23 protein-coding genes and 2 pseudogenes are annotated in these 24,861 nt (G+C 69.1%); 12 read left to right on the top strand and 13 right to left on the bottom strand.

Features of this window, described 5'->3' with window-relative positions; translation table 11 throughout:
* Positions 1 to 33: 33 nt before the first annotated feature.
* The 8 genes and pseudogenes from ACIPEK_RS13590 to ACIPEK_RS13555 form a co-directional block, all read right to left on the bottom strand.
* Positions 34 to 807 carry an urease accessory protein UreD gene (locus tag ACIPEK_RS13590; protein WP_401994790.1) on the bottom strand — a complete coding sequence of 258 codons (774 nt, stop codon included), beginning with the start codon at positions 805 to 807 and terminating at the stop codon, positions 34 to 36.
* Entirely contained in the window at positions 804 to 1,481 is a 678-nt protein-coding gene (gene ureG / locus ACIPEK_RS13585) for an urease accessory protein UreG (RefSeq protein ID WP_401994788.1), read from the bottom strand. Before ureG ends, ACIPEK_RS13590 begins: the two co-directional genes overlap by 4 nt.
* Before the next feature lie 27 nt (positions 1,482 to 1,508).
* Positions 1,509 to 2,171 (bottom strand): urease accessory protein UreF, encoded by a 663-nt coding sequence (locus tag ACIPEK_RS13580; protein ID WP_401994785.1) that lies wholly within the window; start codon positions 2,169 to 2,171, stop codon positions 1,509 to 1,511.
* Positions 2,172 to 2,184: 13 nt separating this feature from the next.
* Positions 2,185 to 3,906, bottom strand: a complete 1,722-nt coding sequence (locus ACIPEK_RS13575; protein ID WP_401994782.1) for an urease subunit alpha — start codon at positions 3,904 to 3,906, stop codon at positions 2,185 to 2,187.
* A complete protein-coding gene (locus ACIPEK_RS13570; protein WP_401994779.1) occupies positions 3,899 to 4,210 on the bottom strand; it encodes an urease subunit beta in 312 nt (103 codons plus the stop codon). The genes ACIPEK_RS13575 and ACIPEK_RS13570 overlap by 8 nt, the downstream gene beginning before the upstream one ends.
* A gap of 15 nt (positions 4,211 to 4,225) precedes the next feature.
* Positions 4,226 to 4,528: an urease subunit gamma gene (locus tag ACIPEK_RS13565; protein ID WP_383068549.1), complete on the bottom strand. Its 303-nt coding sequence runs from the start codon at positions 4,526 to 4,528 to the stop codon at positions 4,226 to 4,228.
* Between the two features lie 138 nt (positions 4,529 to 4,666).
* Positions 4,667 to 4,849 (bottom strand): annotated as a pseudogene (locus ACIPEK_RS13560) (TetR/AcrR family transcriptional regulator); the annotation flags it as partial.
* A 187-nt stretch (positions 4,850 to 5,036) separates the two neighbouring features.
* On the bottom strand, positions 5,037 to 5,321 hold the full coding sequence (locus ACIPEK_RS13555) for a type II toxin-antitoxin system Phd/YefM family antitoxin (protein ID WP_093893440.1): 285 nt from the start codon (positions 5,319 to 5,321) through the stop codon (positions 5,037 to 5,039).
* 628 nt (positions 5,322 to 5,949) lie between these two features.
* On the opposite strand from ACIPEK_RS13555, the gene ACIPEK_RS13550 reads away from it, so the two are divergent.
* From ACIPEK_RS13550 to ACIPEK_RS13530, 5 genes are all read left to right on the top strand, one after another.
* Positions 5,950 to 6,135 (top strand): hypothetical protein, encoded by a 186-nt coding sequence (locus ACIPEK_RS13550; protein WP_401994775.1) that lies wholly within the window; start codon positions 5,950 to 5,952, stop codon positions 6,133 to 6,135.
* A 210-nt stretch (positions 6,136 to 6,345) separates the two neighbouring features.
* Positions 6,346 to 6,534, top strand: a complete 189-nt coding sequence (locus ACIPEK_RS13545; protein ID WP_401994772.1) for a hypothetical protein — start codon at positions 6,346 to 6,348, stop codon at positions 6,532 to 6,534.
* Between the two features lie 131 nt (positions 6,535 to 6,665).
* Positions 6,666 to 7,349, top strand: coding sequence for a response regulator (locus tag ACIPEK_RS13540; RefSeq protein WP_401994769.1), 684 nt, complete (start codon positions 6,666 to 6,668; stop codon positions 7,347 to 7,349).
* Positions 7,350 to 7,351: 2 nt separating this feature from the next.
* Positions 7,352 to 8,872 (top strand): sensor histidine kinase, encoded by a 1,521-nt coding sequence (locus ACIPEK_RS13535; RefSeq protein ID WP_401994766.1) that lies wholly within the window; start codon positions 7,352 to 7,354, stop codon positions 8,870 to 8,872.
* Positions 8,869 to 9,531: a hypothetical protein gene (locus tag ACIPEK_RS13530; protein WP_401994763.1), complete on the top strand. Its 663-nt coding sequence runs from the start codon at positions 8,869 to 8,871 to the stop codon at positions 9,529 to 9,531. Before ACIPEK_RS13535 ends, ACIPEK_RS13530 begins: the two co-directional genes overlap by 4 nt.
* Before the next feature lie 237 nt (positions 9,532 to 9,768).
* Here the strand turns inward: ACIPEK_RS13530 and ACIPEK_RS13525 are convergent, their stop codons facing one another.
* Positions 9,769 to 13,110 (bottom strand): S8 family peptidase, encoded by a 3,342-nt coding sequence (locus ACIPEK_RS13525; RefSeq protein ID WP_401994760.1) that lies wholly within the window; start codon positions 13,108 to 13,110, stop codon positions 9,769 to 9,771.
* 531 nt (positions 13,111 to 13,641) lie between these two features.
* On the opposite strand from ACIPEK_RS13525, the gene ACIPEK_RS13520 reads away from it, so the two are divergent.
* Entirely contained in the window at positions 13,642 to 13,866 is a 225-nt protein-coding gene (locus ACIPEK_RS13520) for a hypothetical protein (RefSeq protein ID WP_401994758.1), read from the top strand.
* 39 nt (positions 13,867 to 13,905) lie between these two features.
* Here the strand turns inward: ACIPEK_RS13520 and ACIPEK_RS13515 are convergent, their stop codons facing one another.
* Positions 13,906 to 14,196: a hypothetical protein gene (locus tag ACIPEK_RS13515; RefSeq protein ID WP_401994755.1), complete on the bottom strand. Its 291-nt coding sequence runs from the start codon at positions 14,194 to 14,196 to the stop codon at positions 13,906 to 13,908.
* Between the two features lie 345 nt (positions 14,197 to 14,541).
* Complete coding sequence (locus ACIPEK_RS13510) at positions 14,542 to 16,497, bottom strand: hypothetical protein (RefSeq protein ID WP_401994752.1); 1,956 nt, start codon at positions 16,495 to 16,497, stop codon at positions 14,542 to 14,544.
* A 246-nt stretch (positions 16,498 to 16,743) separates the two neighbouring features.
* Here ACIPEK_RS13510 and ACIPEK_RS13505 point away from each other — a divergent pair, with 246 nt between their 5' ends.
* Genes ACIPEK_RS13505 through ACIPEK_RS13485 form a run of 5 tightly spaced genes read left to right on the top strand, consistent with a single transcriptional unit; the run spans position 16,744 to position 22,622 of the window.
* A complete protein-coding gene (locus ACIPEK_RS13505) occupies positions 16,744 to 18,054 on the top strand; it encodes an ABC transporter substrate-binding protein (RefSeq protein ID WP_401994749.1) in 1,311 nt (436 codons plus the stop codon).
* Positions 18,051 to 18,977: a carbohydrate ABC transporter permease gene (locus ACIPEK_RS13500; RefSeq protein ID WP_401994746.1), complete on the top strand. Its 927-nt coding sequence runs from the start codon at positions 18,051 to 18,053 to the stop codon at positions 18,975 to 18,977. The genes ACIPEK_RS13505 and ACIPEK_RS13500 overlap by 4 nt, the downstream gene beginning before the upstream one ends.
* Positions 18,974 to 19,840 (top strand): carbohydrate ABC transporter permease, encoded by an 867-nt coding sequence (locus ACIPEK_RS13495; RefSeq protein WP_401994743.1) that lies wholly within the window; start codon positions 18,974 to 18,976, stop codon positions 19,838 to 19,840. The genes ACIPEK_RS13500 and ACIPEK_RS13495 overlap by 4 nt, the downstream gene beginning before the upstream one ends.
* 2 nt (positions 19,841 to 19,842) lie before the next feature.
* Positions 19,843 to 21,600 (top strand): alpha-galactosidase, encoded by a 1,758-nt coding sequence (locus ACIPEK_RS13490; protein ID WP_401994740.1) that lies wholly within the window; start codon positions 19,843 to 19,845, stop codon positions 21,598 to 21,600.
* Positions 21,601 to 21,623: 23 nt separating this feature from the next.
* Positions 21,624 to 22,622, top strand: a complete 999-nt coding sequence (locus ACIPEK_RS13485; protein ID WP_401994737.1) for a LacI family DNA-binding transcriptional regulator — start codon at positions 21,624 to 21,626, stop codon at positions 22,620 to 22,622.
* A 242-nt stretch (positions 22,623 to 22,864) separates the two neighbouring features.
* On the opposite strand, the pseudogene ACIPEK_RS13480 reads toward ACIPEK_RS13485, so the two are convergent.
* A pseudogene (locus ACIPEK_RS13480) lies at positions 22,865 to 23,389 on the bottom strand (transposase); the annotation flags it as partial.
* 411 nt (positions 23,390 to 23,800) lie between these two features.
* Between ACIPEK_RS13480 and ACIPEK_RS13475 the strand changes: the two are divergent.
* Positions 23,801 to 24,223, top strand: coding sequence for a YjbQ family protein (locus tag ACIPEK_RS13475; protein WP_037701150.1), 423 nt, complete (start codon positions 23,801 to 23,803; stop codon positions 24,221 to 24,223).
* A 331-nt stretch (positions 24,224 to 24,554) separates the two neighbouring features.
* Here the strand turns inward: ACIPEK_RS13475 and ACIPEK_RS13470 are convergent.
* The coding region (locus ACIPEK_RS13470) for a hypothetical protein (protein ID WP_401994733.1) at positions 24,555 to 24,861 on the bottom strand (307 nt) is incomplete at its 5' end.

The raw sequence follows: 24,861 nt of genomic DNA, 5'->3' as shown, positions 1-24,861 counted from the left end.
ATAACCGGACATCCGCGTCCCGCTGAGCGGTATTCACCCCGCCGGGGTGTCGAGTACGTCGCTCAGTGCGTCGCCCAGGACCCTGCGCAGCAGGCGTGCATCGGGGGCGACGGCTGTCACCAGCACAGCCGGACCGACGAGTGGTGTGAGGACGGCGGTCGGCCCCAGCAGGCGTGCTTCGGGACATTTCACGTCGAACGACGGGTCCACGACGAGGAGTTGGCCGACGGCCCGGTGGCCGCCCAGGACGGCCGCGCCGTCCCAGCCGCCGGGTGCTCCCGGCCCGTACGCCACCTGCTGGTCGATCAGCGGACGGCCGGCGCGGTGCACTGTGAGGCGGCTGGTGAGGGTGCCGGTGCTCTCGCCGTGGCGTCCGAGAATCTGCTCCTCGCGCAGCACCAGCCTTGCGGTGGGGGCGAGTTCGACCCGTGTGGTCATGTGCAGGACGCTGCCGTGCGCCGAGACGAGTTGCTCCGGAAGCCAGTGGAGCCCGGCCCGCTCCCCCACGTTCAACCTGATGTCGTACGTGGCGGGTTCGGCGGCCGCTCCCGGTCCGGGCAGGGCGACGGTGGCCGCGGCCGAGTCGACGGTGAGCCGGGCGTCTTCCTCGATCTGCGCCTCGATGGCGAGCCGGTCGCCGCCGAGCGGCGCGCTCATGGCGCCGACGACGGTGACACGGGCGTGCGGGCCGTTCGCGGCCCGGGTCCGGCGCAGGGCGAGCGGCCCGTCGCTCTCCAGCACGGGGAGCGTGGTGACGCCCCGGCTGTCGAGGACCGCGGCGATCCGGGCGGTGGCCTGGACGCTCATGCGGTCCAGGCGGCGATCTGCCCCCGCACCCAGTCCGCGACCGGCCCCACACCTTCCTCCGAGGTGAGTGAGGTGAAGGCCACGGGGAGCGGCCCGCGCTGCTGTGCGGCGTCCTGAGCCATCCGGTCGAGATCGGAGCCGACGTACGGGGCGAGGTCGGTCTTGTTGATGACGAGCAGGTCGGAAGTGGTGACGCCGGGGCCGCCCTTGCGCGGGATGTCGTCGCCGCCCGCCACATCGATGACAAAGATCTGGGCGTCGACCAGCCCCTTGGAGAAGGTGGCGGTGAGGTTGTCGCCGCCTGATTCGACCAGGATCAGGTCGAGTGGCCCGACGGTGTCCTCCAGGTCCTCGACGGCTTCGAGGTTGGCGGAGATGTCGTCCCGGATCGCGGTGTGCGGGCAGGCGCCGGTCTCCACGGCCTGGATGCGCTCGGGCGGCAGGACGGCATGGCGCAGCAGGAAGGCGGCGTCCTCGCGGGTGTAGATGTCGTTGGTGACCACGGCGATGGAGAGCTGGTCGCGCAGGGCCCGGCAGAGGGCGGCGACGGTCGCGGTCTTGCCGGAGCCGACCGGCCCGCCGAGTCCGATGCGCAGAGCGCGGCGGGTGCCGTCGGGGCGGGCTGTATCGGCGCTGATGGCGGCCGGGCCGTCATGGGCGTGGTCGAGGTGCATGGTGTTCGGCTCCTGGTTCTTGCAGGTTTACGAGGCGAACAGGCGGACAGGCCAGGCCGCGTGCGCCTCGGCGGTGATGTCGAGGAGAGGGGCGGAGGCGGCGGGCAGCGCATCGATGGTTCCGTGCGCCGCGGCGGCGGCCTGTTCGGCGATCCGGTCGAGTTCGGGTGCGAGGCGGGCGAGGACGGCGGTGGCCTCGAAGGGGTCGAGGGAGAGCAGCCGGACGACAGCGGTGGCCGGTCCACTGACGGTCTCGTAGGCGACACAGTGCGCAGCGTCCTCGGGCCCGAGTCCCGCCGCGCGTGCGGTGAGGCCGAGCACGACGGGCTGGTGGGCGCCGCGCGGCCGGGCCCGGGCGAGCGCGGCGAGTTCGGGGCTGGGCCAGGTGGCGCGGGCCGCCCGCATCAGCTGCCGGCCGAGTTTGCGCGCGACGGTCCGCAGCGCGGGTGACGGGGTGCGGGCATCGGCGGCCTCGTCGAGCGCGAGCGGGTCATGGCCGCGGGCGGCCGCCGCGGCGAGTGCGGCGGCCGTGAGTCCGGTGGTGTGGAGGCGGCCCCGGCAGAACTCGGCGAGGTCCTCGGCGTTACGGATACGTCCTTCCTTCACGGCCGGTTCGGCGCCACCGGAGTGGGCGTGGCCACCTGCGGGGAACCGGCCGTCGGCGAGAACGAGCAGAGCTGCGCGACTCATCACATGGTCCGCATCAGAAGAGGAAGTAGCGCTGGGCCATGGGCAGTTCGGCGGCGGGTGCCGGTTCGACGGGTTCGCCGTCGATCGTCACGGCGAAGCTGTCGGGGTCGACGTGGACCTGCGGCAGTGTGTCGTTCTCCCGCATGTCGGCCTTGGTGACGCCGCGCGTGCTGGCGATCGGAACGAACCGCTTGCCGAGACCGAGGCGTTCGGGCAGCCCGTCCTCGATGGCCGCGCTCGCCACGAAGTTGAACGAGTTGGCGGCGGGCGCCCGGCCGATTGCGCCGAACATCGGCCGCGGCATCACCGGCTGCGGCGTAGGGATGGACGCGTTGGCGTCGCCCATCTGCGCGTACGCGATCTGCCCGCCCTTGATGACGGTCTGCGGCTTCACGCCGAAGAACGCCGGGTCCCACAGCACCAGATCGGCGAGCTTGCCGGTCTCGACCGAACCGATCTCCCGGTCGAGGCCCTGGGCGACCGCGGGGTTGATGGTGTATTTGGCGACATAACGACGAACCCGGTGGTTGTCGGCCAGGCCGTCGCCGGGAAGGACGCCGCGGCGCTTCTTCATCACATGGGCGGTCTGCCAGGTGCGCAGGACGACCTCGCCGACGCGGCCCATCGCCTGGGCGTCGGAGGAGATGATCGAGATCGCCCCCAGGTCGTGGAGGATGTCCTCGGCCGCGATGGTGGAGGGACGGATCCGGGATTCGGCGAAGGCCAGGTCCTCCGGCACGGCGGGGTTGAGGTGGTGGCAGACCATCAGCATGTCGAGGTGTTCCTCGATGGTGTTGACGGTGTGCGGCCGGGTCGGATTGGTGGAACTGGGCAGGACATACGGCTCCGAGACCACGGTGATGATGTCCGGGGCGTGCCCGCCGCCGGCGCCTTCGGTGTGGTAAGCGTGGATGGAGCGTCCGGCGATGGCCGCGAGCGTATCGGCGACGAAGCCGGCTTCGTTGAGGGTGTCCGTGTGGATGGCGAGCTGCGCACCGCTCTCCTCGCACACGTTCAGACAGGCGTCGATGACGGCGGGAGTGGCACCCCAGTCCTCGTGGATCTTGAATCCGAGGGCACCGCCGCGCAGTTGGGCGCGCATGGCGTCGCCCGACATCGTGTTGCCCTTGCCGAGCAGTCCGATGTTGACGGGGTAGGCCTCCAGAGCCTCGAACATCCGGGCGAGGTGCCAGGCGCCCGGAGTGACCGTGGTCGCCTTCGTGCCCTCGGCCGGTCCGGTGCCCCCTCCGACGAGCGTGGTGACACCGGCGGAGAGCGCTTGGTCGACGATGGTCGGGGAGATGAAGTGGACATGGGCGTCGATGGCGCCCGCGGTGAGGAACTTGCCGTTGCCCGCGACGATTTCGGTCTCGGGGCCGATGACCAGATCGGGGTGGACGCCGTCCATGGTGTCCGGGTTGCCGGCTTTGCCGATCCCGGTGATCCGGCCGTCGCGGATGCCGATGTCCGCCTTGACGATGCCCCAGTGGTCGATGATCACGGCGCCGGTGATGACGGTGTCCGGGGCGCCTTCGGCGCGGGTGGTGCGCGCCTGGCCCATCGACTCGCGGATCACCTTGCCTCCGCCGAAAACCGCCTCGTCCCCCGCGAGTCCGGGGCCGCCCGAGCGGTCCTCCTCGATCTCGACGAGCAGATCGGTGTCGGCGAGCCGGATGCGGTCGCCGGTCGTGGGGCCGAACAGGTCGGCGTAGACCGCGCGGTCGAGTTCAGCCATCGAGGGCACCTCCGGTTTCTCCGCGCAGGCCGGGGACGATGCGCCGTCCGGCCAGGGGGACGAGCTCGATGTCGACGGGTACGCCGGGTTCGAAGCGCACGGCGGTCCCGGCGGCGATGTTCAGCCTCAGCCCGCGGGCGGCCGGACGGTCGAAGTCCAGGCCCGGGTTGGCCTCGGCGAAGTGATAGTGCGAACCGACCTGGACGGGCCGGTCGGCGGCGTTGAGAACGGTGAGGCGGGTGACGGACCGGCCCTCGTTGAGCGGTACGGGCCCGTCTCCGTACAGGATCTCTCCGGGAATCATCGGTGACACCTCCCGTCAGACGATCGGCTCGTGCACGGTCACGAGCTTGGTGCCGTCCGGGAAGGTGGCCTCGACCTGGACGTCATGGATCATCTCGGGCACCCCGTCCATGACGTCCTCGCGGGAGAGCACCGTGCGGCCCGATGCCATCAGTTCGGAGACCGTCCGACCGTCGCGGGCACCCTCCAGCAGATGGGTGGTGATCAGCGCGACCGCCTCGGGGTGGTTGAGCCGCAGTCCGCGCGCCCGACGCTTCTGAGCCACGTCGGCAGCAACATGGATGAGCAGGCGCTCCTGCTCATGCGGGGTCAGTTGCATGCTTCCACCTCACAGTCCGGTGCCCAGTACCGGCCCTGGGCGCAGCGAGACACTAGCCGCCGTCAACAGACTGTTGAACAACGAACCGGTCTCTCGCGGCGAGGTATTGCACGTTAGAGCCGAAGTTTTTCCGGCGCGTTAACTGATCTTTTGCAGATCCATGGACATCAGGCCGCACAGGCCGTTCTCCAGCACTTCGGGTTCGGCGTCACCGAACATCGCCAGCTGGGCGATGAATCCCTGGGCAGTGGCGATCAGCGTGCGGGCCACATGATCGGCGGACACATCGGAGCCGAGCAGGCCGATGTCGCGGTACACGTCGGGCGGCGCTCGGGCTGACGGCGGTACTCGTCGGCGGCCGGCGCCGGGCTCAGCCTCCGGCCGCGCCCGCTGCCAGTACCCCGGAGCCGGCCCTGGCGAGCTGACCCCGTTCGAGCATGCCGTGCACCCCCGCCGCCACGGGCAGGGGTGCACGGCATTTCAGCGTTACGGGACGTCAGTGGGGCGCTCAGCTGCCCGGCTCACGGTGCCCCCTGTGTTCCGCCGCGATGCCGAAGCGCCGCCGTTCGCCGGGAGCGGACACGGAGGAGCCGATCGAGGAGACCGAGCTGATCACCTGCTCCTCGGCAGCCGCCTCGTCGTTTTCGAGTCGCTCCAGGTCAGCAGCCGAAACGAGCGCCACGAGCGGCTTGCCGTGCCGCGTCACGACCACTCGCTCGCCGCCGTAGACAACGCGGTTGATCAGTTCGGCGAGCTCAGCTCGGGCTTGCGTCACCGGAATCTCGTAGGCCATGCTCCCCAGCCTATGCAATGTCCGCTGGGTCCGCCCTGGTCCGTGGCGACGGCGATCGTCCAGGTCAGAGGCTGTCGCGTGCTCCCGTGCGCTCTCGTCTGTGAGAGATGTGTGAGACGAGGTGAGACGGAGAGTTTTCTGGTCGCACTGAATCCTGGCGGGTCTCCGGCGCGACGGAACGCCCCGCTCGGCGGGCCCGCACGGAGCTCCTGCCGGGCGGGGGCCTGCCCGTCGACGCACCGGGGGCTGGGCGGAGATCCGCCCAGCCCCCGCACCCGTACGGTGTCGTGCCCGGACTGTCCCACGCCGCTGGCATCCACGTGACGCCCCGGACAGCGGAGGCCAGGACCGTCGACATCCTCGGCCGGGTCGTGTCCACCGCATCCGTCGCACTGCCCGAGGAATCGGCGAAGTCCTCGTGCCGCACCGTCCACGAGGCGTTCGCCTCGACCCTCGGCCCGACGGGCCCGACACCTCGCCGCATCCACCGCACCGTCACCGGCATGCCGAGCCCGGTGGGCCGCGACGGGGGCGGTCTGGTCAAGACCCCGGGCCTGGCCAGGTGGGAGACGCCCGCAATGCCGGCGCTGCTGCGGAAGGCCCTGGGCACCGCGCGAACCTGGCCGCGATGGCAGAGCAGCAGGACGAGCGCGGGACCTTGGCCGAGAACTTCGCCCTGCTCTGGGTGGACGCGGGCGTCGGTTCCGCCGTCGTCACTGGCCAGGACGAGCGTGGTACGCGCCGAACGCCCCCGTACGTCGTCAGTCGACTCCCCCACGCCTCTGCTGTCACCGCTGCTCAGACCTTCCCGTGATGCTGTCAGACCAGATGTGGGGTGGGCGGTGGTGAAGCGGGCTTGATCGGATTGTGCCCGTCGACGGCGCGAGGGGCGCGATCCACGCATCCCGTTCACCCCGGCCCGTAACGAAACCGGTCACACCCGGGACAACTGACCGCCCGTCATCGCCTCGCGCACGCCTGCGAGTATGGGGAACCACCGCTGCCCCACCTCCTGGAGTACGACATGCCCCGTCGCGATCTCATGCTCCTGGTCTCCCGCGCGCCGGACGGGGCAGAGCCGGGAGAGCCGTTCGACGGCACCACCGACGCGTCGGTGGCGGTCGCCGCCGCGTTCGCACGGCCGGCACGGCTCCCGCGGCCGACCGGGCCGGACGCGCTGCCGCACCGGACAGGTCCGCGCCCGGACCAGTGACTCGGGATGTCGGACGACCCGCAGCACGCGGGCCGTCGCGCACGCGGTCATCCGCTCGCCGGTTCCTCCCCCTCCCGCGGTCGCCGAAGCCCTGACGACCCACCACTCCCCACGATCCCGGAGACACCGCCATGCCACGCGTCCTCCTCGTCGAAGACGACCCCTCCGTGCGCGAGGGCGTCGAGATCGGGCTGTGCCAGCGCGGGCACGAGGTCCACGCCGCCGTGACCGGCGAGGCGGGCCTTGAGGCGCTGGGTGCCTTTCACCCCGACATCCTGCTGCTCGACCTGATGCTCCCCGCGATGAGCGGCGTCCAGGTGTGCTCCCGGGTACGCGAGACCAGCCAGTTACCGATCATCATGCTGACCGCGCGCGGCGACGACGTCGACATCGTCGTCGGCCTGGAGGCGGGCGCGGACGACTACATCGTCAAGCCCGCCCGCACCGAGGTCATCGAGGCCCGCATACATGCCGTGCTGCGCCGCGCCGAGAGCCCGATCGACGCAAGGCCCGCCGTCGAGCACCACGGTGAACTCGACATCGACCGCGCCGGTCACACCGTCCTCAGGTCGGGCGACCCGGTCGCCCTCGCGCCCTCCGAACTGAAGCTGTTGCTGCACCTGTCCGCGGTACCGGAACAGGTCTTCAGCCGGCAGCGGCTCCTGAAGGAGGTCTGGGATCACAGTTTCCACAGCGACATCCGCCTGGTGGACGCCTGTGTGCGCCGACTGCGCGCCAAGATCGAGGATCCGTCCCGCGATCCTCGCTACATTCAGACCCTGCGGGGCTACGGCTACCGCTTCGGTCCGCTGTGAGGATGCCCGGCGCGGCCGCCGCGTTCGGGCTGCGCACCCGGCTGGTGATCGCGTTCCTGCTGGTGGCCGCTGTCAGCGCCGTCACGACCGCCGCGTTGACCTATCGGCAGGCGCGCAACGCGGTTCTCGTGCGTGCGCAGGACACGGCCGTCACCTCCTTCCGCGAGGAGGTCGAGCAGTTCGTCCCCCGCCTGCCCCTGGATCCGGATGCGCTGCGGTGGGACCTCTACGACATCGCGGCGCGCGCCAAACCACATCCGTGGATCGTCTTCGCCGAGTACGGTTCGTTGCGCGTCTCCTCGGGTGACCGGCCCGTCTCCGGTGTTCTCACCCCGGAACTGCGCCGCACCACGCTCACCTCGGCACACGGCAGCTTCGAGCGGGTCGTCAAGGACGGGAACGCGTATCTGACCATCGGGATGCCGGTGATGACCCGGGTCGTCGCCGGTGGCGCCGCGGTGCCGAGCGGCCTGGTTCTCTTCGCCGTGATGCCCATGACGAACGAGGACGTGGACATCGACTCCCTGGTGACCGCTGCCCGCGACGGCGCCCTGCCGGGGCTGGCCGTGGCCCTGGTGCCCGCACTGCTCGCGGCGCGCAGCGTGCTGCGCCCCGTCCGTGAACTGCGGCGTGCCGCACGCTCCATGGGCGGCGGGCAGCTCGACACACGTATCACCGTACGCGGCCGGGACGAGATGGCCGACCTGGCCAGGACGTTCAACGAGTCGGCGGCCCGCCTCGAACGCTCCGTGGAGGAGTTGCGGGAAGCCGGAGCACGGGCCCGGCGCTTCGCCTCGGACGTCTCGCACGAGTTGCGCACCCCGCTCGCCGGCATGCTCGCCGTCACGGACGTGGTGGACGAGGAGGCCGGGACGCTCGCCCCGAACACCGCCCGGGCGGTGCGCCTGATCAGCGCCGAGACCGGCAAACTCGCCGTGCTGGTGGAGGATCTGATGGAGATCTCCCGTTTCGACGCCCGCGCGGCGGAACTCAACACCGATGAGGTGGACGCGGCGGAGGCCGTGCGTAACACCCTGTCCGGCAGGCAGTGGCTCGGCCGGGTCCGCGCCGAGCTCCCCGACGGCCTGCGTATCCGCCTCGACACGCGCCGCTTCGACGTCATCGTGGCCAACCTGGTCGGCAACGCCCTGCGCCATGGTGCCGAACCGGTCACCGTGCGGCTGTCGGCACGCGGGGACGCGCTGATCACCGAGGTGCACGACAGCGGCCCCGGGATCCCACCGCACGCTCTGCCGCACATCTTCGACCGCTTCTACAAGGCGGACGCCGCGCGTTCCCGCTCGTCGGGCAGCGGCCTCGGGCTCGCGATCACCAAGGAGAACGTGCAACTGCACGGCGGCACGATCCACGCACGGAACGCGGCCGGCGGCGGCGCCCTGTTCACCGTGGAGCTGCCCTTCGACGGGCCCACGTCCGGGAGCGGCGCGCCGGACGGTCCGTCACGCGCGCACGGTGGCACGGGGCCGGCGGAGAGCCGCGACCGGACGGAGACCATCGCGTGAAGAAGTCGCCGTTCCGTGGGCGTCGGACGGTCCGACTCGCCGCGCTGCTGATGCTCGCCGGGGGCCCGCTCGTGGGCTGCGGCATCCAGGAGACGGCTGTGATCGAGGCCGGCAGGCCGGTTGTCGCCGATCTGCTTCCCCCGCGCGAGGAACGGATGCTGTTGTTCTTCCTCTCCCCCGACGACGAACTGCTGCCCGTGCCACGAACCGTCGAAGCACCGTGGCAGAACGGAACCGCGGGCTCCGCCGGGTCGGATGACGCGTCGCCCCGTCCGGACGAGTCGCCCGGACGGGACGGCCTCGGCGGTTCGTCCCCGCCGGGCGCGGGGATGAGCGAGTCCCCCTCGCCACTTGCGGCCGTCACCGCCCTGCTCGCCGGACCGGAAAAGGCCGAACGGCGGGCCGGGTTCCACAATGCCGCTTCTCTGTCTCGTGCGGCGTCCGCCGCGAACCGGATCGTCATGGGTGACCGCACCGTCGAGGTCATGCTGCGTCTGCGGGTGAAAGGGCTGACCGCCGCCGCCCGCGGCCAGATCGTCTGCACGGCCGCGTTCGCGGCGCATGCGCAGGGGGCTGTGTCCGTGACCCTGGGCGGGCAGGACGGGCGCCTCGCCCCGGCCGACTGCCCCGTTCGACCGGTCCGGGTGCCGACACGCTGAGCCGTGGCGGCGGGCGGGCGCCTGGCCCGGCACCGGTAGAGGAGCCGGCCTCCGTATCGTGCGGACGAGTCGGCGTCGTTCCCGCACCGACCCCGGGTGGCGGCGGCACGGGAAGGAGCGGCCCGCCGGAACATCGGTTCCGGCGGGCCGCTCGTCCCGGCTCACCCGGGGCCGTGCTCCGCCCGTCGGTCGCTCATCCGGTTGCGCGGCGCCCCTGGTTGTCGGCCCGGTCTCGCCTCACCTGCCGAAGAAGGCGTTGTGGATGGTGACCGTCGACTCGTTGTCGTCCTTGTCGGTGACGACGGCCTTCAGCGAGATCGCCTTGCCCTTCGCCGGGGCCTTCACCGTGACCCTGTCCGCCGTGACCGGGACGGGCAGCCACGTCGTGTCGTCGTACGACACCAGGACCCGCAGGGTCTTCAGGTTGGCGCCGGCCGCCGCGCCTTGCACCTTGACGGGGACGGTCTGCTTGCCGCCTGCCGGAACGGTGGAGTCCAGCGCGAGCCGCGGCAGGAAGCGGACCGTGGAGACCGGGAGCATGGTCGGGCTCTCGGTGCGGGCCGAGTCGAAGGTCCACGAGGCGTCGATCCGGGTCCCGGTACGGTTGAACTCCGGGTCCCGGTGGATCGTGGTCGACACCGTGTACGTGGCGGGTTCCGACGGCAGCGCGAAGGGCTCCTGGTCGATGGCGACGTCCTTCTTCACGAACAGCTCACCGTTGCGGTGGACGGTGGTGCTCGCGCCCGAGTACCGGGCGATCCCGAAATGGCCCGCCCCGTCACTGACCAGCGGCAGCGAACCGAAGATGGTGTCGCCGTGGCGCACGATCCCCTCGTTCTCGTTCATCCGCGGCCCCGGTGCACCGACGTTGTAGGTCTCGGTGTACGTCTCCCCCGCCTTGTACCGCCGCGGCTCGTCGAGGCCGTAGAGGGCATCGAAGTTCCGCTGGCCCGAGGGATCCGCCCCGCCCAGCACTCCCGCGACGATGTTCCAGGCAGCCCCGTCGGCCGTGGACAGATACACGTTGCGCGTTCCCGGCGCCGGCTGCACGGTGTAGGGGGCCTCGACGCCGCCTCCGTAGTCCAGTACGCCGTGCGCCGCGAGGGCGCCGTCGAGGCCCGGTACGGACGATCCGACCTTCGCCTTCACCAGGGCCATGTCCCCGGGCTTGTAGGTCTTGCTGTAACCGGTGGCCAGTTCCTTGACCGGGCCGCCGGTGAGGACGTTGTACTCGTTGCTGCCCCGCTGCCAGTGCGCGGACCACTGCTGGACGAGGGCGCCGTCGTCCATCTCGGGTCCCTGGTACGCGGTGCGCAGATGGTCGAAGCTGCCGAACTCGCCCCCCTCGATGATGAGGGTCTCGGGTGTGCTCACGGTGTACATCATTCCGGCGCGCGTGTAGCGTGCGGCCGCGTCCGGCACCTTGAAGTCGACGGGCCGGGTGGTCCGGGCGTCGAGGGTGACCGTGGTGGGACCGGTCACCGAGAACCGCGGGTTGTTGATCAGGTCGACGCCCTTGCCCGGGGCAGTGGGGTCGACCAGCATGTCGGCGGCGAGACTGTAGGTACCTCGCGGCAGTCGGACCGTGGCGGAGCCCGACGACAGGTCCGGGAAGAACCGAAGGCCCGTGGCGGACCCGCCGTAGCCCTTCAGGTCGGCCTGCCAGTTGGTACTGGCCGCACCGTCCCGTCCGACGGTGTTGAAGGTGACGTCGTACGACTCGGCCTCACGCTCCACCGATGCCGCGGTGCGCACGCTCCGGCCGCCTCCGGACGCGACGACCGTGACCGAGTACGAGCCGTCGACCGTACCGCCGAGCCGGGTGTCGGCCGTCAGGTCCACGGCGGCGGTACCGCCCGCCGGGACCGTGATCCGCTGTGCCCCGAGGGTGAAGAACCCGGCCGCGGCGGGCTTCTCGTCCCCGCCGGTGGGCGCCTCCAGCGACAGGTCCAGCGTCACGTCGGTGGTGCCGCTGTTGCGGTACCTCACCTGCTTGGCGACGGGTGTGTCGTCGGTGTGGGGCCACTGCTGGGTACCCAGGCCGACCGAGGCCGGTTCGGAGACGACCGTCTGGTCGATCGCCTTGTCGACAGCGAGCCGGCCCGCCCCCTGCTGGAAGACCGAGTGGGAGCCGCCCTTGGCCGAGCCCGTCAGGGCCGCCTTGATCTGTGCGCCCGTCCAGGCGGGGTTCTTCTGCTTGAGGATCGCCGCAGCGCCCGCGACGTGCGGGGTCGCCATCGACGTGCCGCTCTTGCTGACGTATCCGGGAGGGTTCTGGTCCGGCGTGCCGCTCGCCGCTGCCGCCGTGATGTCCACGCCCGGCGCGGTGATGTCGGGCTTGACGGCGCCGTCCCCGGTGCGGGGCCCGACGCCGGAGAAGTCGGCGATCAGGTCGTCGTCGTCGACGGCACCGACCGTCAGCGCCGCGTCGGCGCTGCCGGGGGACGCGACCGTGCCCCGGCCCGGCCCGCTGTTGCCCGCGGCCACCGCGAACAGGACGCCCTTCTCGGCGGAGAGCTTGTCGACCTGGGCCTCCAGAGGGTCGATCCCCGGGGTGTCGGGGCCGCCCAGACTCATATTGATGATGTCGGCCCCCTGGGCGACGGCCCAGTCGACCCCCGCCAGGACGCTGGAGTCGTCACCGTTGCCCTGATCGTCCAGCACCTTGGCGTTGATCAGCCGGGCCCCGGGCGCCACGCCCTTGAACCGGGCGTCCTTGGCCCCCGCACCGGCGGCGATGGAGGCCACGTGCGTGCCGTGTCCGACCCGGTCCCGGGCGTCCGGGGAGCCGCTGAAGTTCCGTTCCGCCACCACCCGGCCCGTCAGGTCCGGGTGGGTGGCGTCGATTCCGGTGTCCACGACGGCGATCTTCACACCGGTGCCGTCGTAGGAGCGGGCCCAGGCCGCCGGAGCGCCGATCTGGCCGGTGCTGCGGTCGAGCGACGCCTTCCGTACGCCGTCCAGCCAGATTCGCGCGATGCCGGAGGTCGTGGCCGCCGAACCGTCGTCCCGCCGACGGGTCAGCGCGTCCCACAGGGAACCCGCGCTGTCGGTGGTGCTGGTGACGGCGTCGGCGTCGAGGGCCGACAGGGTCCGGCGGACGGTGGTGCCGTCGGAGGAACGCACCTCGGCGCGGGCGGACCCGGCCGCCGACCCCCGGTAGCCGACGATCACCTTGAGGCCGGCCCGGTTGGCCTTGAGGCTCTCCGGTTCGGTGAGTCCGGTGATGTCGAACAGCCGCTGGTCCAGCGTGCCGTCGGCGATCAGCCGCCGGGCATCACGCGGCACCACATAGGTACGGCCGTCGTAGGTCCGGGTGAAGAAGGGAATGTCCTGTCTGCCCTTCGCCCGCTGGATACCGCCGACCCGGCCACGGGAGTCCACGAGGACCCGGTCACCGGTGATCAGGGTGACGGTGCGCACGGCCTTGCCGACCGTCCCCGTGTCCTTGGCGACGACCGGGAATGCCGGGTCCGGGCCGCTGCTGGTCCTCGCCGATGCCGGGCCGGTCATGCCCGCCGTCAGGACGACGGCGGCCGCGGCCACGACGGCATAGGCCTGTTTTGATCGTTTACGCAAGATTGCCCCTGCTCAGGAGTGAATCGGGCGGGCGAGGGCCCGGCCCGCATGGGGCGCTCTCGAATACTCGTGCGGCCCCGAGGACTTGAAGTATTCCGGGGGCGCTCGGAGGCACTCAATGATCGTTGTGTAACAACGCTTCACCACGTGGGGCCCGGCCGGGCCGCACGTGGTGACGGCTCGTCAGGTTATTCGTGGGCGGCGGCATTCCTTGCGCGGGCGCATGGGTCGTCCGCGGCCCCTGCGGCGCCCGCTGCGGGCCGTCGGCGTCGGCTTTCGCCACGTCATGCGCCGGCGCGAGCGGTAGTGCGGTGGTCGGGGCCGTCATGGTGCGCGCCATGGCGTGGCGCGGGCTTCCTGCCAGTCGGCGAACACGGCCCGGCCCTGCGCGGCGGTGCGGTGGCTGCGCGGCGCGTGGTCCGGGAGGTCGTTCTTCGCTGGTCGGGGTGGGCGCCGATAGGCTCGGCGAGTGATCAATATGGCGGTGCGTGGTGAGAGCGGGGACATCGTGGCTCGCGCCAAGGCCGGGGAGTGGCCGCTGCCTTCGCGGACCTGGACCCGGCGGACTTCCCGATGCTGCGGGCCCCGACTCCGTATGGGGACGCGGTGTTCAACCAGCGGAAGCTGCCGCTGCTGCCGGCGGAACTCGACCGGCTTCCCGCCGCCTGTGGTGGTGACTGGGTCGTGCAGGCCCGCGAGTTGTGCCAGGTCGTCGAGCGCGGGTTGCACCTGTATCTGTGGTTCCTCGGTGACTGACCCCGATCGGCTGGTCTTCAACTGCCCTGGGACTGCGGCCTACTGGCCCAGGTCCTTCCATCCGATCGTGCCGCTCTGGACGGAGTGCGCCTCGTCCGCGCGCGCGAACTCGCCGACGGGTCTGTTCGCCGCGAGATGCTCCAGGATGGAGAGCAGGTCGTCGTCGGCGAAGCGTCCGGCGGTCGCGGCCAGCCTCAGGGCCTGATCAACGCTGTCGGAGCCCATGACCGTGGCGAGCTCGACGGCACGGGCCATCTTGGCGCGGATACGGACCGCGCCGGCAGGTCCGGCCTCCTTGAGCCAGCGGCCGGCTCCCGGGCCGATGCCCACGAACGCGATCTCCGCTTCCGAGCGCGGCTGCAGTCTCGGCTGGTGAACGCCGCGGCCGTCGGGGAGGTCGGGGTAGTGCGCATCGATGATCTGCGGAACCCCTGGGACAGACAGCTGGTGGCCAGCTCAGCAAGTCTCTCTTCCCACAGGCCCGTTGGTGCATCACTCATGCGAGCGGGCTGCCCGGAACGTTGCCACTACACACGGCGCGGTCACACCTTCGTGGGACGGCTCGGCAAAGGCCGCCTCACCCCCGTCCCAGCCCGCTACACTCCCCACACCCAAGCCGTTGACCAACGCCAATGAAGAAGTCCGGCTGGAGTACTAATTCATGACACTCCTTCGTTACGAGACGTGCACAGTGACCTTCTGTCCAGGGGCGACGGACACCTTTGCGTAGGTGCAGGTCTTTCCGTTGACGGTCTTCGTCTTGACTGCTTGAGGGACGCCGTTGACCTTGATCGTCGAGTGGCTGCCGGGAAAGCGGGCCTCCCACTTGTAGCGGGCCGAACCCGAGGCGTTGGTCAGGGTCGACTTGGTGGCACCGTCATGACGCAGGGTGAAGGTGTTGCCGCCGATCTTGATGTCCTTGATCTGCAGCCAGCCCATTCCGGCGGGCATGCGGGACTGGGTGCTCAGGGCGCGCCCCGGGGCGTTGGGCTGCACGCCCATGAGGCCCTCGACGGTCTGGCTCAGCAGGGTGTAAGAGACTTCAGGATAGTCGCCGTTGGGGCCTTGGCTGGACGCCGGGTGCTGGTCGTTCCGCTTGTCGTAGACGTACTGCATCCACTTCCAGGCCGTGTCGTTGTGCTCGTAGGCGAAGAAGGTGTCCGGCAGGTAGCTGATCGCCTCGACGTTGGACGGCTTGCCGCTGCCGCTCGCCTGCTCATCGACGTAGTCCAGGTAGGCGTCGGCGCGCGCTCCCGGATTCATGATCTGCTTCATGGGCATGAACCAGCTGTTCTCCTTGCCCCAGCCGGTGAGCGCCTTGCCGTCGGTGGTGTAGCCGCGGACCATGTCGGCCCCTGAGCCGGAGCCGCTCCAGGTGTCGTTGAAGTACGCCTTGAGGCTGTCGGCCTTCTGCCGGAACTCCTTGGACAGGGTGCTGTCGCCCTTGGCGGCGGCCAGGTCGGACATCGCCCGGTAGGCCTGGTACTGGGATCCGATGGAGTCCCCGGACTCGGCCAGGTGCTCCTCTCCGACCTCGTTGTAGCTGGCGGCGCCCGCGAAGATGCCGTTGCCGGTGCCTTCGGCGACGCCGTTCGGCTTGTTGGCGTCGTGGAGTTCGACGAATTCCTTGGTCGCGTGCTTGTAGAAGTCCCAGAGCGTGCCGTCGTTGACGTAGGCGCTGTCGCCACTCCAGCGGTAGGCGTGCTTGGCTTTCTCCACCAGCTCGAACGTGGCCGGGACCTCTCGAACGAAGGAGCTTGGGCTCCGGTAGTCGATCGAGAGGTATGTCTTGTTGTCGAAGTTGATGGCCCACACGGGGTAGTACCTGTGCTCGGGCGTCGCGGAGCCGGCGAAGGCACGCAGCATGGCCTTGTTCGCGTCGTTCAGTCCGAGGATGGAGGCACCGGCGAGCTGGTGGGCCATATCGCGTGAGTAGTAGGCGCTGCGATGCGCATACCCGGCCCAGTAGGACGGGCCGTAGGTCCCGGTTCCAGTGCCGGACAGGTGGTTCTCGTCGACATTCAGCGGACCGGTCGCGCCGGGCATCTGGACCCAGCTGTTGGCCTTGCGCTTCGACCAGTTGAACATCTCGACGATCTTCGGATCGGAAGACGAAATCTCCGGGTCGGCCGGGGCCGCGGGGGAGACCATGACGTCGTCGGCGTTGATCCAATTGCTGCCGGATTCGAAGGCGAGCTCCAGGTTGTCGCCGTTCTTCAGAGACACCCGGCTGATCGTGTACCGGGCGTAGCCGGACCGGCTGGGCAGATCCACCGCACCGGCCTGCGCGCCGTTCACCCGGGCGACGAACCTTCCCCCCGTGCCCCCGGTGGCGATCCAGGCGGAGAAGTCGTATGTACCGTCACCGGACGCCGTGGTGGTCTGCGCCACCTTGTTACCGCTTCCGGCATCCAGGTACGCGAGCTTTGAGCCACCGTGCGGTGCGTTGGTGGCGACCCCGGTGCCGGAAGTGAACGTCCAGCCCGTGGTGCCGTCCTCGAATCCGAGATTGCTGAGGGTCAGCGCTGAGGTGGCTGCGATGGCCGGACTGCCCAGGGTCAGCGGTGTGAGCGGGGCGAGTGTGGCGAGTGTTGCTACGACTGCCAGGCGGGCAGGACGGCGATGCCTCATGGCGTACTCCAGTGCGGGGCTCGAATGAGTGGCCGAAAGCTAGCAGCGGCACGCGACGGGTTGCAATAGTCCTGCAGACTTGCGATGCGGAATCGATCAGAAAGTTTTCAATCAACCATTGCAAGTTGGATTGGCTGGTTGCTAACTTCCCTCCAGTCGACCTGGCGTTCGGTCGATGTCCGAGCCGCATGTAGGGGTGGTCATCTCATGGACATGAGTCGTCGCAGAGTTCTTGGAGCGGGCGGCGTGCTTGCCGCAGGAGCGGGCCTCGGCGGCCTGACCGCCTGCTCCGGCACCGGCAGCACAGGCGCTCCGGGAGGCAGTGCTGGTGACGCCACCAAGGGCTCAATCACGGTGTGGAGCTGGCAGGGCCCGGCGGCGGAAATGCGGGCACTGGTTCCGGCGTTCAACAAGAAGTACCCGGACGTCAAGGTGACCGTGCAGGACATCGGGAACCCGGCGATCTGGGACAAGATCACCACGGGCATGGCAGCCGGAGGGGCGGGCCTCGCGGACGTACTGCACATAGGCGTCGACTACCTGCCCGGGTACGTGGACCGCTTCCCGGGCCAGCTCGCCGATCTCGGCAAGCTGGGAGCCCACAAGTACCAGGACGCCTTCGCGAAGGGTCTGTGGGAGACGGTCTCGCCCAACGGCGAGCGCGTGAACGCGCTTCCGTGGGAGGCGAACTCGGCCGGATTCTACTACCGCGCCGATGTCTTCGAGGAGGCCGGTGTCAATGTCGAAGCGCTCGACACCTGGGACGACGCGATCGAGGCCGGCAAGAAGATCAAGAAGAAGACGGGCAAGTACCTTCTGGGGATCGACAAGCCCGCCTCGCAGCCGGACTCGGCGAACTTCTTCCAGCTGCTGCTCCAGCTCCAGGGCGGCTTCTATTTCAACACCGACGGCGACATCACCCTCGATTCCGCCGAGGCCGTGCGGGCCATGTCGCTCATCAAGAAGATGAACGACGCCGGGCTCGTCAGCGACATCTCCGGCGGCTGGAACGCGCTGATCAGCTCGATCAAGAAGGGAACGGCGGCGGTCCTGCCGTGGCCGACCTGGTTCGGCGGAATCATCGAGGAGACGGTCCCCGACCAGGCGGGCAAGTGGGGTGTGCGTCTGCCCCCGTCCGTACGCCGCGGTGGGCCCACCGCCGCCACCGTGAACTCCACGCACTTGGCCGTTGCCGGTACCAGCAAGCACCAGGCCGCGGCCTGGAACTTCGTGGAGTTCGTGCTGACGCGGCCCGAGTCGCAGGTCAAGATCTACCGGGGCAAGGGGATCGCCCCGGCCCTGTTGAAGGCGTACGACGATCCGGTCTTCCACGAGCCGTCGAAGTTCTTCGGCGGTCGGAAGAAGGGTGAGATTTTCTTCGGTGCCCTCAAGGCGCCCTCGCCGGCGTTCAACTACACCTCCGACTACGCCCGAGCGCTCAAGGTGGTCACCGACGCCCAGACGAAGGTGCTGCTCAAGGGCGCCGACCCGGCCAAAGTGCTGCATGCGGCGGCGGACCAGCTCGCTTCCCAGACCGGGCGCAAGGTCGCCCGATGAGCGTTGTCACTTCCCCGACCCGTACGGTGCGACCGGCGGGTGTGCGCGACTCCCGACCACCGCGCTTGAGCGCCCGCCGTCTCGCGCCGTACGCCTTCGTCCTGCCCGCCGTGCTGCTGTTCGCCGCCTTCAAGCTCTACCCGATCGGCTGGTCGTTCATTCTCAGCCTCCACAAGACGGTCGACGGCGTCGACACCTTCGTCGGAGCGGACAACTACAAGCGGCTGCTGGACGACCCGCTGTTCTGGACGGCGCTGAAGAACACGGCAGTCATCCTGGTGGTCCAGGTGCCGATCATGCTGGCGCTTGCCACTGGCCTGGCCGTCGCGTTCAACTCGGCTTCCGTGCGGGCGCGTTCGGTGTTTCGGCTCGGATTCTTCATGCCGATGGTCACCGGCCTCGTGGCGTACGGTGTCATCTTCTCCGTCCTGCTCAACGAGAAGTATGGGCTGGTCAACTGGTTGCTCTCGCTCGTCGGAATCGGCGAAGTGCCGTGGCTGACTGATCCGCTGTGGGCAAAGATCTCCCTCGGTCTGGCACTGACCTGGCACTACACCGGTTACAACGCGGTGATTCTGCTGGCCCGTCTGCAGACCATTCCCAAGGAGCTGTACGACGCCGCCTCGGTCGACGGGGCCGGAGCCTGGCAGTCCTTCCGTCACGTGACGCTTCCGGGACTGCGTCCGGCGATCCTCCTCGCCACGGTGCTCTCCACCATCGGCACCCTGCAGATCTTCGACGAGCCGTACATCCTCACCCGCGGCGGCCCCGACAACGCGACGCTGACCATCGGCGTGTACCTGTACCAGAACGCCTTCACGTACTTCGACTTCGGCTACGCGTCGGCCATCGCCTACGTCCTTGCGGTGCTGATCGGAGTCCTCGGCCTGATCCAGTTCCGGGTCCTGGGAGACAAATCATGACGACCCCCGCACGTGGCGCCGCACGCCCACCACGCACCGGCCTGCACCGCCCAGGCCGCGGCATCCTGCTGACCTCGGGGCTGGCCATCGCGCTCGCCGCCGTACTCCTTCCCTTCTACTGGCTCGTCATCGCCAGCACCCACAGCACAGACGAGATCTTCGACTCCACACCGCCACTGCTTCCCGGCGGGAACCTCGGCAAGAACCTCTCCAGCCTGCAGGAGACCGCATCCTTCGGGCAGGTCGTGCTCAACTCCCTGCTCATCGCGGTCATTTACACAGTCTGTGCAGGAGCCGTCTGCACACTGGCCGGCTACGCCTTCACCAAGTACCGCTTCAAGGGCCGTGATGCGCTCTTCGGCATGCTGATGCTGGGGCTGGTCATCCCGACCCAGGTCACACTGGTTCCCCTGTTCAAGATGATGGCCGAGCTGCAGTGGCTCAACACGTATCAGGCCGTGATCATGCCCAATCTGGCGCTTCCGTTCGGCATCTTCCTCATGCGCCAGTCGATGGCTGCGCTCCCCGACGAGCTGCTCGACTCCGGCCGCATGGACGGCTGCGGCGAACTGCGTCTGTTCCTGCGGGTCGTCCTGCCGCCAATGAGGCCCGCCCTGGCAGCACTGGGCATCTTCCTGTTCCTCTACCAGTGGAACGACTTCATCTGGCCCCTGATCGTGCTGCGCGACGATGCTTCCCTCACCATTCCCGTCGCACTCGCCTCGCTGCAGGGCGTCGATGACACCGACTACGGGGCCATCCTCACCGGAACGGCCGTCGCCGCCATTCCCGTGATCATCGTCTTCCTCGCCCTTCAACGCCACTTCGTCTCCGGCCTGCTCGCCGGTGCTGTCAAGGAGTGATCGTGAGCACCCTGTCCACCGAGGCCGTCACCACTGCGGAACTGGCGCCCGCCACCTTCGAGCCACTGCTCGACACCGTGGAGATCGCCGTCCTGGCCCCGGGCGCCGACCCCGCCTGGACACTGTCCGAAGTGCCCGGCGGCCTGAGAATGCTGCATGTCGAAGCCCCCGGCTCACCGGTGGAGATCCGACTCTCCGCCCCGCTCGGCGATACGGCCGGCTACTGGCACCCGAAGGCAGGCTGGAGCCGGACCCTGGTCGCCGACTGGGAAGGCAGGTCCAGGGTCAGCCTCGTCGACGGCCTCGCCGCCGGCTGCCTCTACGACTACTCGGGTGCCACACTGCTCGCTTTCGCCGCAGCCGACCCCGTCCCCGAGGTCGCCCTGCGCTTCGGAGTGTCCGAGGAGAACGACACCCACGTCGTCCACCTCGAACTGCCGCCTTCCACCGCACCGCACCGCATCCTCTTCGTACCACGCAGCCGGTCAGTTGCCTGGGCCATGCGCCCGCTGCGCGGCTGGTACGAAAAGCAGACCCCGGCTGCCATGCCGGTTCCCGAAGCGGCCCGACTGCCTCTGTACTGCACCTGGTACGCCTTCAACCAGCAGGTCGATGCGACAGCCGTCGAGCAGCAGGCCGCACTCGCCGCGGACATGGGCTTCGGCACGCTCATCCTGGACGACGGCTGGCAGCGCTTCGGCAGCGGCCGCGGATACGCCGGTGTGGGGGACTGGCTCCCCGACCCCGACAAATTCCCCGACTTCGCCACTCACGTCGCCCGCGTACGCCAACTCGGACTGCGCTACATGGCCTGGGTCGCGCCTCTGCTCCTGGGCCCCCGGACCGACTGCTACGAGCAGTGGGCTTCCTACGCCCCGGCCCTCGCCAAGGTGCCCGGTGCTCACGTCCTCGACCCCCGCAGCCCCGAAGTCCGATCCCACGTCGTCCGCCTGTGCGTGCGTCTGGTGCGCGACTACGGTCTCGACGGACTCAAGGTCGACTTCCTCGACGAAGCCATGGCCTACGCAGGCGACGGCAGGGGCGATGTCGGACAGGCACTCACACTCCTGCTCACCGAACTGCGTTCCGCGTTGCTCGCCGAGCGGTCCGATCTGCTATTGGAACTGCGTCAACCCTACGTCGGTCCGGGCATGGCCGCGTTCGGCAACATGCTCAGATCCTTCGACTGCCCGGCCGACTCCACGGCCAACCGCGTCCGCACGATCGACACCGCGCTGCTCGCCGTTGGCGGTGTCGTCCACTCCGACCCCTTGCTGTGGGACACCACGGCCCCCGCGGCGACCGCCGCACGGCAGCTCATCGGTGCACTTCACTCCGTTCCGCAGGTCTCCGTGCGCCTCGACGCACTCCCCGAGGACCACGCCGAAGCGGTCCGCTTCTGGCTGGCCCAGTGGCGCCGCCTGCGCCCCCAACTGCTCGACGGAATGGTCGAGCCCGGTCGCCCTGACGACCTCTACACCCTGGTGCAGGCCGGAGCAGACGGGGTGAACGTGGTGTCCGTGTTCAGCGACCGGACCGTACCAGTGCAGCCTGCGGTCCATCGCGAGACGGTCCTGATCAACGCGACTGCCGAGAACCGACTGGTGCTGGAGGTCCAGGACGAGGGAGCGCAGGTGGAGGCCGAGATCCGTGATCCCTCCGGCCGTATCATCGAGCAGACCCGGATCACGCTCACCCCCGGCCTGCACAACCTGACAGTGCCGAACATGGGGCTGGCCTTGATCCGGAAAACCGCATGACCCTGCCAGCGAAAAGGGGACGAATGAAGGTCGGCATCGTTGAGATCGCTGCCCGGGCGGGTGTGAGCGAAGCCACCGTCAGTCGGGTCATCAACCGGCGTCAAGGAGTGGCGACGAAGACCAGGGACGCAGTCGAAGAGGCCATGGCAGAACTCGGCTACGAAAGGCCCGTGGAGGGCCAACTGGTCACGGTGATCACCGAGCACGTCTCCAACCCCTTCTTCGCCGACGTCGCCGAACGCATCGAGGCGGCACTGGCACCACACGGACTCAAGGCCGTGTTGTGCCCGGCGTTTCCCGGAGGGGTCCAGGAACGGGAGTTCATCGCCTCGATCATCGACAAGGGCATCGCGGCCGTCGTGTTCCTGTCCTCGTCCAACACCGTGGAGGGTGCCGACACCGAAACGTACGAGATGCTCCGCTCCCGACGCATCCCGTACATCGGTGTCAACGGGGGGTTCGCCGACAACGTTCCCGCGCCCGTCTTCTCCACCGACGACGCGTTGGCCGCCGAACTGGCCGTGGACCATCTCCACCGTCTCGGTCACCGCGCCATCGGCATGGCATCCGGGCCAGCCGGCAACCTCCCGGCCGACCGACGTGTGCAGGGCTTCCTCGACGCCATGGCCAAACGGGGCAGCCAGGACGCCGAACGCTGGGTGATAAGGCAGTCCTACACCGTCGAAGGCGGTCAGGCAGCCGCGCATACCCTGCTACAGCTCGGTGCCACCGCCATAGTCGCAGCCAGCGACTACATGGCCCTCGGCGCGATCCGCGGCATCCGCCGACAGGGATTCTCGGTCCCTGGGGATGTCTCCGTCGTGGGCTACGACGGCTCCATGATCACGGAGTTCGTCGATCCGCCTCTGACCACCGTGAGGCAGCCGGCCGACCGGCTCGCCCTCGAAGTCGGCCGCACCATCCTGTCGCTCGTCAGCAACCGCGAAGTACCGACGGGAGAACTCTTCTTCGACCCCGAACTGGTGATCCGCTCCACAACGGGGCCCGCGCCGCACAAGTAACTTGGGTGCGGCTCGGTTTGAGGGACGTTGATCGCGAGGAGTTTCGCGTTCTGGAAGACCGGTAAGTCCTTGGGTGGTGCGGGGTTTGAGCTGGACGCGGTTGCGTCGGCGGCATCGCCGGGAGGGGCACGTGGAGCGGCTGGCGAAGGCGGTGTAGGCGGGTATCTCGGCGACTTCGGCGTCCGAGATGAGTTCGCCGGTGGCGGGGTCGGGCACCGCGGTGGGGTACATGATCTGCGCCAGGCCTGGTCGGGGAGGGTATGGATAGCCCGTTTGATGGAGGGGTTCATCCCGGTGGTGACCGAGAAGTGGGCTCCGGCCCGTTGGCAGGCGGTGATCACGCCGGCGTTGCAGAACTGCGAGTCGGCCCGCAGGATGCGCATGCCGGTGCAGCCGGCCTCGCGGGCGGTAGCCAGGGCCTCGCTCACGGACTTCGGGGCGCCCCGGGAGTCTGCTGCTTTGCCGCGTCGCGTCCGAACCCCGGCGATCACCGGCCGCGCGTGCGGGGTGCAGACCGTGGCGAGGAGGGGGTGCAGGGTGCGGATGCCTTTGAACCGGCCGTACTCGGCACCCTGCTTGGCCCGGCCGTAAACGCGTTTGTGGGTGGAGTCGACATCGATGAACGCCTTCTCTCCAGACCCGGGCAGCAGTGGAGTGTGCGCGGTGCACGGCGTGGAGTTGGAGGGTGTGACCGTGGGTGAAAGCGCGCAGGAAGGTGCCCAGGGTGGACGGGGCGCGGATACCCGCGAACACGGCCGGCATCGCACCGTGGCGCAGGACGTTCAGGTCGTCGATGCTGTCCGCCCCGGCGGCCATGCCGGCCACTATGCTGGTGACCTTGGCGTCCGCCGCAGCCCCCGCACCGTTCGTCGTCCCGGTCAGCTTCACCTTCCCGGCCACCAGGCGCGACAGCCCGCACCGCTCGGCCAGCCGCATCACCGGGGCGAGCCCGGCATGCGCGATCAGGTTCGGGTCATCGAACACAGCGGAGACCGCTGCCGGAGTGTGGGAAACTTGCATCTACGAGGTGCCTTGCTGATTGTACGTGCTGGAAGCGTCAGAACTCCCATCATCGCAGGTCACAAGGCACTTCCTTGTTTCCCGAAACGTCATCCACAGCCATCAGATCGGTGGATCAAGGCTTAGTGCTTTTGCTCCGCGATGGGTACTGGTGAAGCATGACCGGCACCTTCACCACCCGCACCATCAACATTGCAACCGGCGCCACTGAGACCATGCACGACCTGACCAACGCATGCTCCGCGTTCCTCCGGGAGGTCGCTCATGGGCGAAACGGACTGCTGAACGTTTTCACCCCCCACGCGACATCCGGCCTGGCCATCATCGAGACCGGCGCGGGCAGCGACGATGACCTGTTGGCAGCCCTCCGCGAAATTCTTCCCGCGGACGACCGTTGGCGAGCCCGCCACGGTCGTCCAGGCCACGGCAGTGACCACGTGCTCCCGGCACTGGTACCACCACACGCCACGCTGCCCGTAGTCAATGGTGAGCTGGAGCTGGGGGCCTCGCAGTCCGTTGTACTGGTGAACTCCAACCGGGAAAGCCCCGAACGCCAAGTCCGGCTGTCCTTCCTCGGCTGACCACACCACCCACGCGGTCCTGCGGCTGACAGCCCTCTGCTGGCAGCCGATGTCGACTACAGGCCGATGCCGTAGCGGAGGTTGGTCTCCTCAGAACAAGCTTCACCGCAGGCGGGGTGCCTCCCGTCGGAGTGACATCCAACGTCGCTCGTCATTGCATCGACATGGCCACCCGATCCAAGTTCAGCGGCAAACGGTCCAAGTTCGGCGTCAGAGGACACACACCTACGGTTCCTGTCTGTCTCACTGGACGCGGCCGCGCATCTGACCTGCCGCGCTGGCGCGCGAGGCGATCTCAGCCGCGACGGTCAGGGGCACGGGAGCGTGCTTCTCAGGAGTGGGGTGTCATTCCTTGCGGGTCGTTCTGCGGGGTGTACGTCTTCATTGCCTTGTCTGTCATGAGTGCTGAGATCCGGCGCCATTCCTGGTGTTCCACTTCGGCGGTGCGGAGCCATTCCTCGGCTCGGTAGCTGTCCAGTGCCTGCCCGGCGATGTCGCGCTGGTATTCCTGTGCGTCCTCAGCGGCGCGAGCGACGTCCTGGACCGTCATCCCGGTGGCCTGTGCCTGTACCCGGGCGCGGTAGAACCGGGCGGTGCTGGGGGCGAGGGGGACGGGTTCTTCGAGGGGATGCAGCCAG

It is taken from the genome of Streptomyces sp. NPDC088246 (genome assembly GCF_044741025.1).
Lineage (GTDB): Bacteria > Actinomycetota > Actinomycetes > Streptomycetales > Streptomycetaceae > Streptomyces.
This window is presented reverse-complemented; position numbering and strand designations above follow the sequence as displayed.

Coding starts and splice junctions, on each gene's coding strand:
- ACIPEK_RS13590 (WP_401994790.1), bottom strand. CDS start 807: ATGAGCGTCCAGGCCACCGCCCGGATCGCCGCGGTCCTCGACAGCCGG.
- ureG (WP_401994788.1), bottom strand. CDS start 1,481: ATGCACCTCGACCACGCCCATGACGGCCCGGCCGCCATCAGCGCCGAT.
- ACIPEK_RS13580 (WP_401994785.1), bottom strand. CDS start 2,171: ATGAGTCGCGCAGCTCTGCTCGTTCTCGCCGACGGCCGGTTCCCCGCA.
- ACIPEK_RS13575 (WP_401994782.1), bottom strand. CDS start 3,906: ATGGCTGAACTCGACCGCGCGGTCTACGCCGACCTGTTCGGCCCCACG.
- ACIPEK_RS13570 (WP_401994779.1), bottom strand. CDS start 4,210: ATGATTCCCGGAGAGATCCTGTACGGAGACGGGCCCGTACCGCTCAAC.
- ACIPEK_RS13565 (WP_383068549.1), bottom strand. CDS start 4,528: ATGCAACTGACCCCGCATGAGCAGGAGCGCCTGCTCATCCATGTTGCT.
- ACIPEK_RS13555 (WP_093893440.1), bottom strand. CDS start 5,321: ATGGCCTACGAGATTCCGGTGACGCAAGCCCGAGCTGAGCTCGCCGAA.
- ACIPEK_RS13550 (WP_401994775.1), top strand. CDS start 5,950: ATGGCAGAGCAGCAGGACGAGCGCGGGACCTTGGCCGAGAACTTCGCC.
- ACIPEK_RS13545 (WP_401994772.1), top strand. CDS start 6,346: ATGCCCCGTCGCGATCTCATGCTCCTGGTCTCCCGCGCGCCGGACGGG.
- ACIPEK_RS13540 (WP_401994769.1), top strand. CDS start 6,666: ATGCCACGCGTCCTCCTCGTCGAAGACGACCCCTCCGTGCGCGAGGGC.
- ACIPEK_RS13535 (WP_401994766.1), top strand. CDS start 7,352: ATGCCCGGCGCGGCCGCCGCGTTCGGGCTGCGCACCCGGCTGGTGATC.
- ACIPEK_RS13510 (WP_401994752.1), bottom strand. CDS start 16,497: ATGAGGCATCGCCGTCCTGCCCGCCTGGCAGTCGTAGCAACACTCGCC.
- ACIPEK_RS13500 (WP_401994746.1), top strand. CDS start 18,051: ATGAGCGTTGTCACTTCCCCGACCCGTACGGTGCGACCGGCGGGTGTG.
- ACIPEK_RS13495 (WP_401994743.1), top strand. CDS start 18,974: ATGACGACCCCCGCACGTGGCGCCGCACGCCCACCACGCACCGGCCTG.
- ACIPEK_RS13485 (WP_401994737.1), top strand. CDS start 21,624: ATGAAGGTCGGCATCGTTGAGATCGCTGCCCGGGCGGGTGTGAGCGAA.
- ACIPEK_RS13475 (WP_037701150.1), top strand. CDS start 23,801: ATGACCGGCACCTTCACCACCCGCACCATCAACATTGCAACCGGCGCC.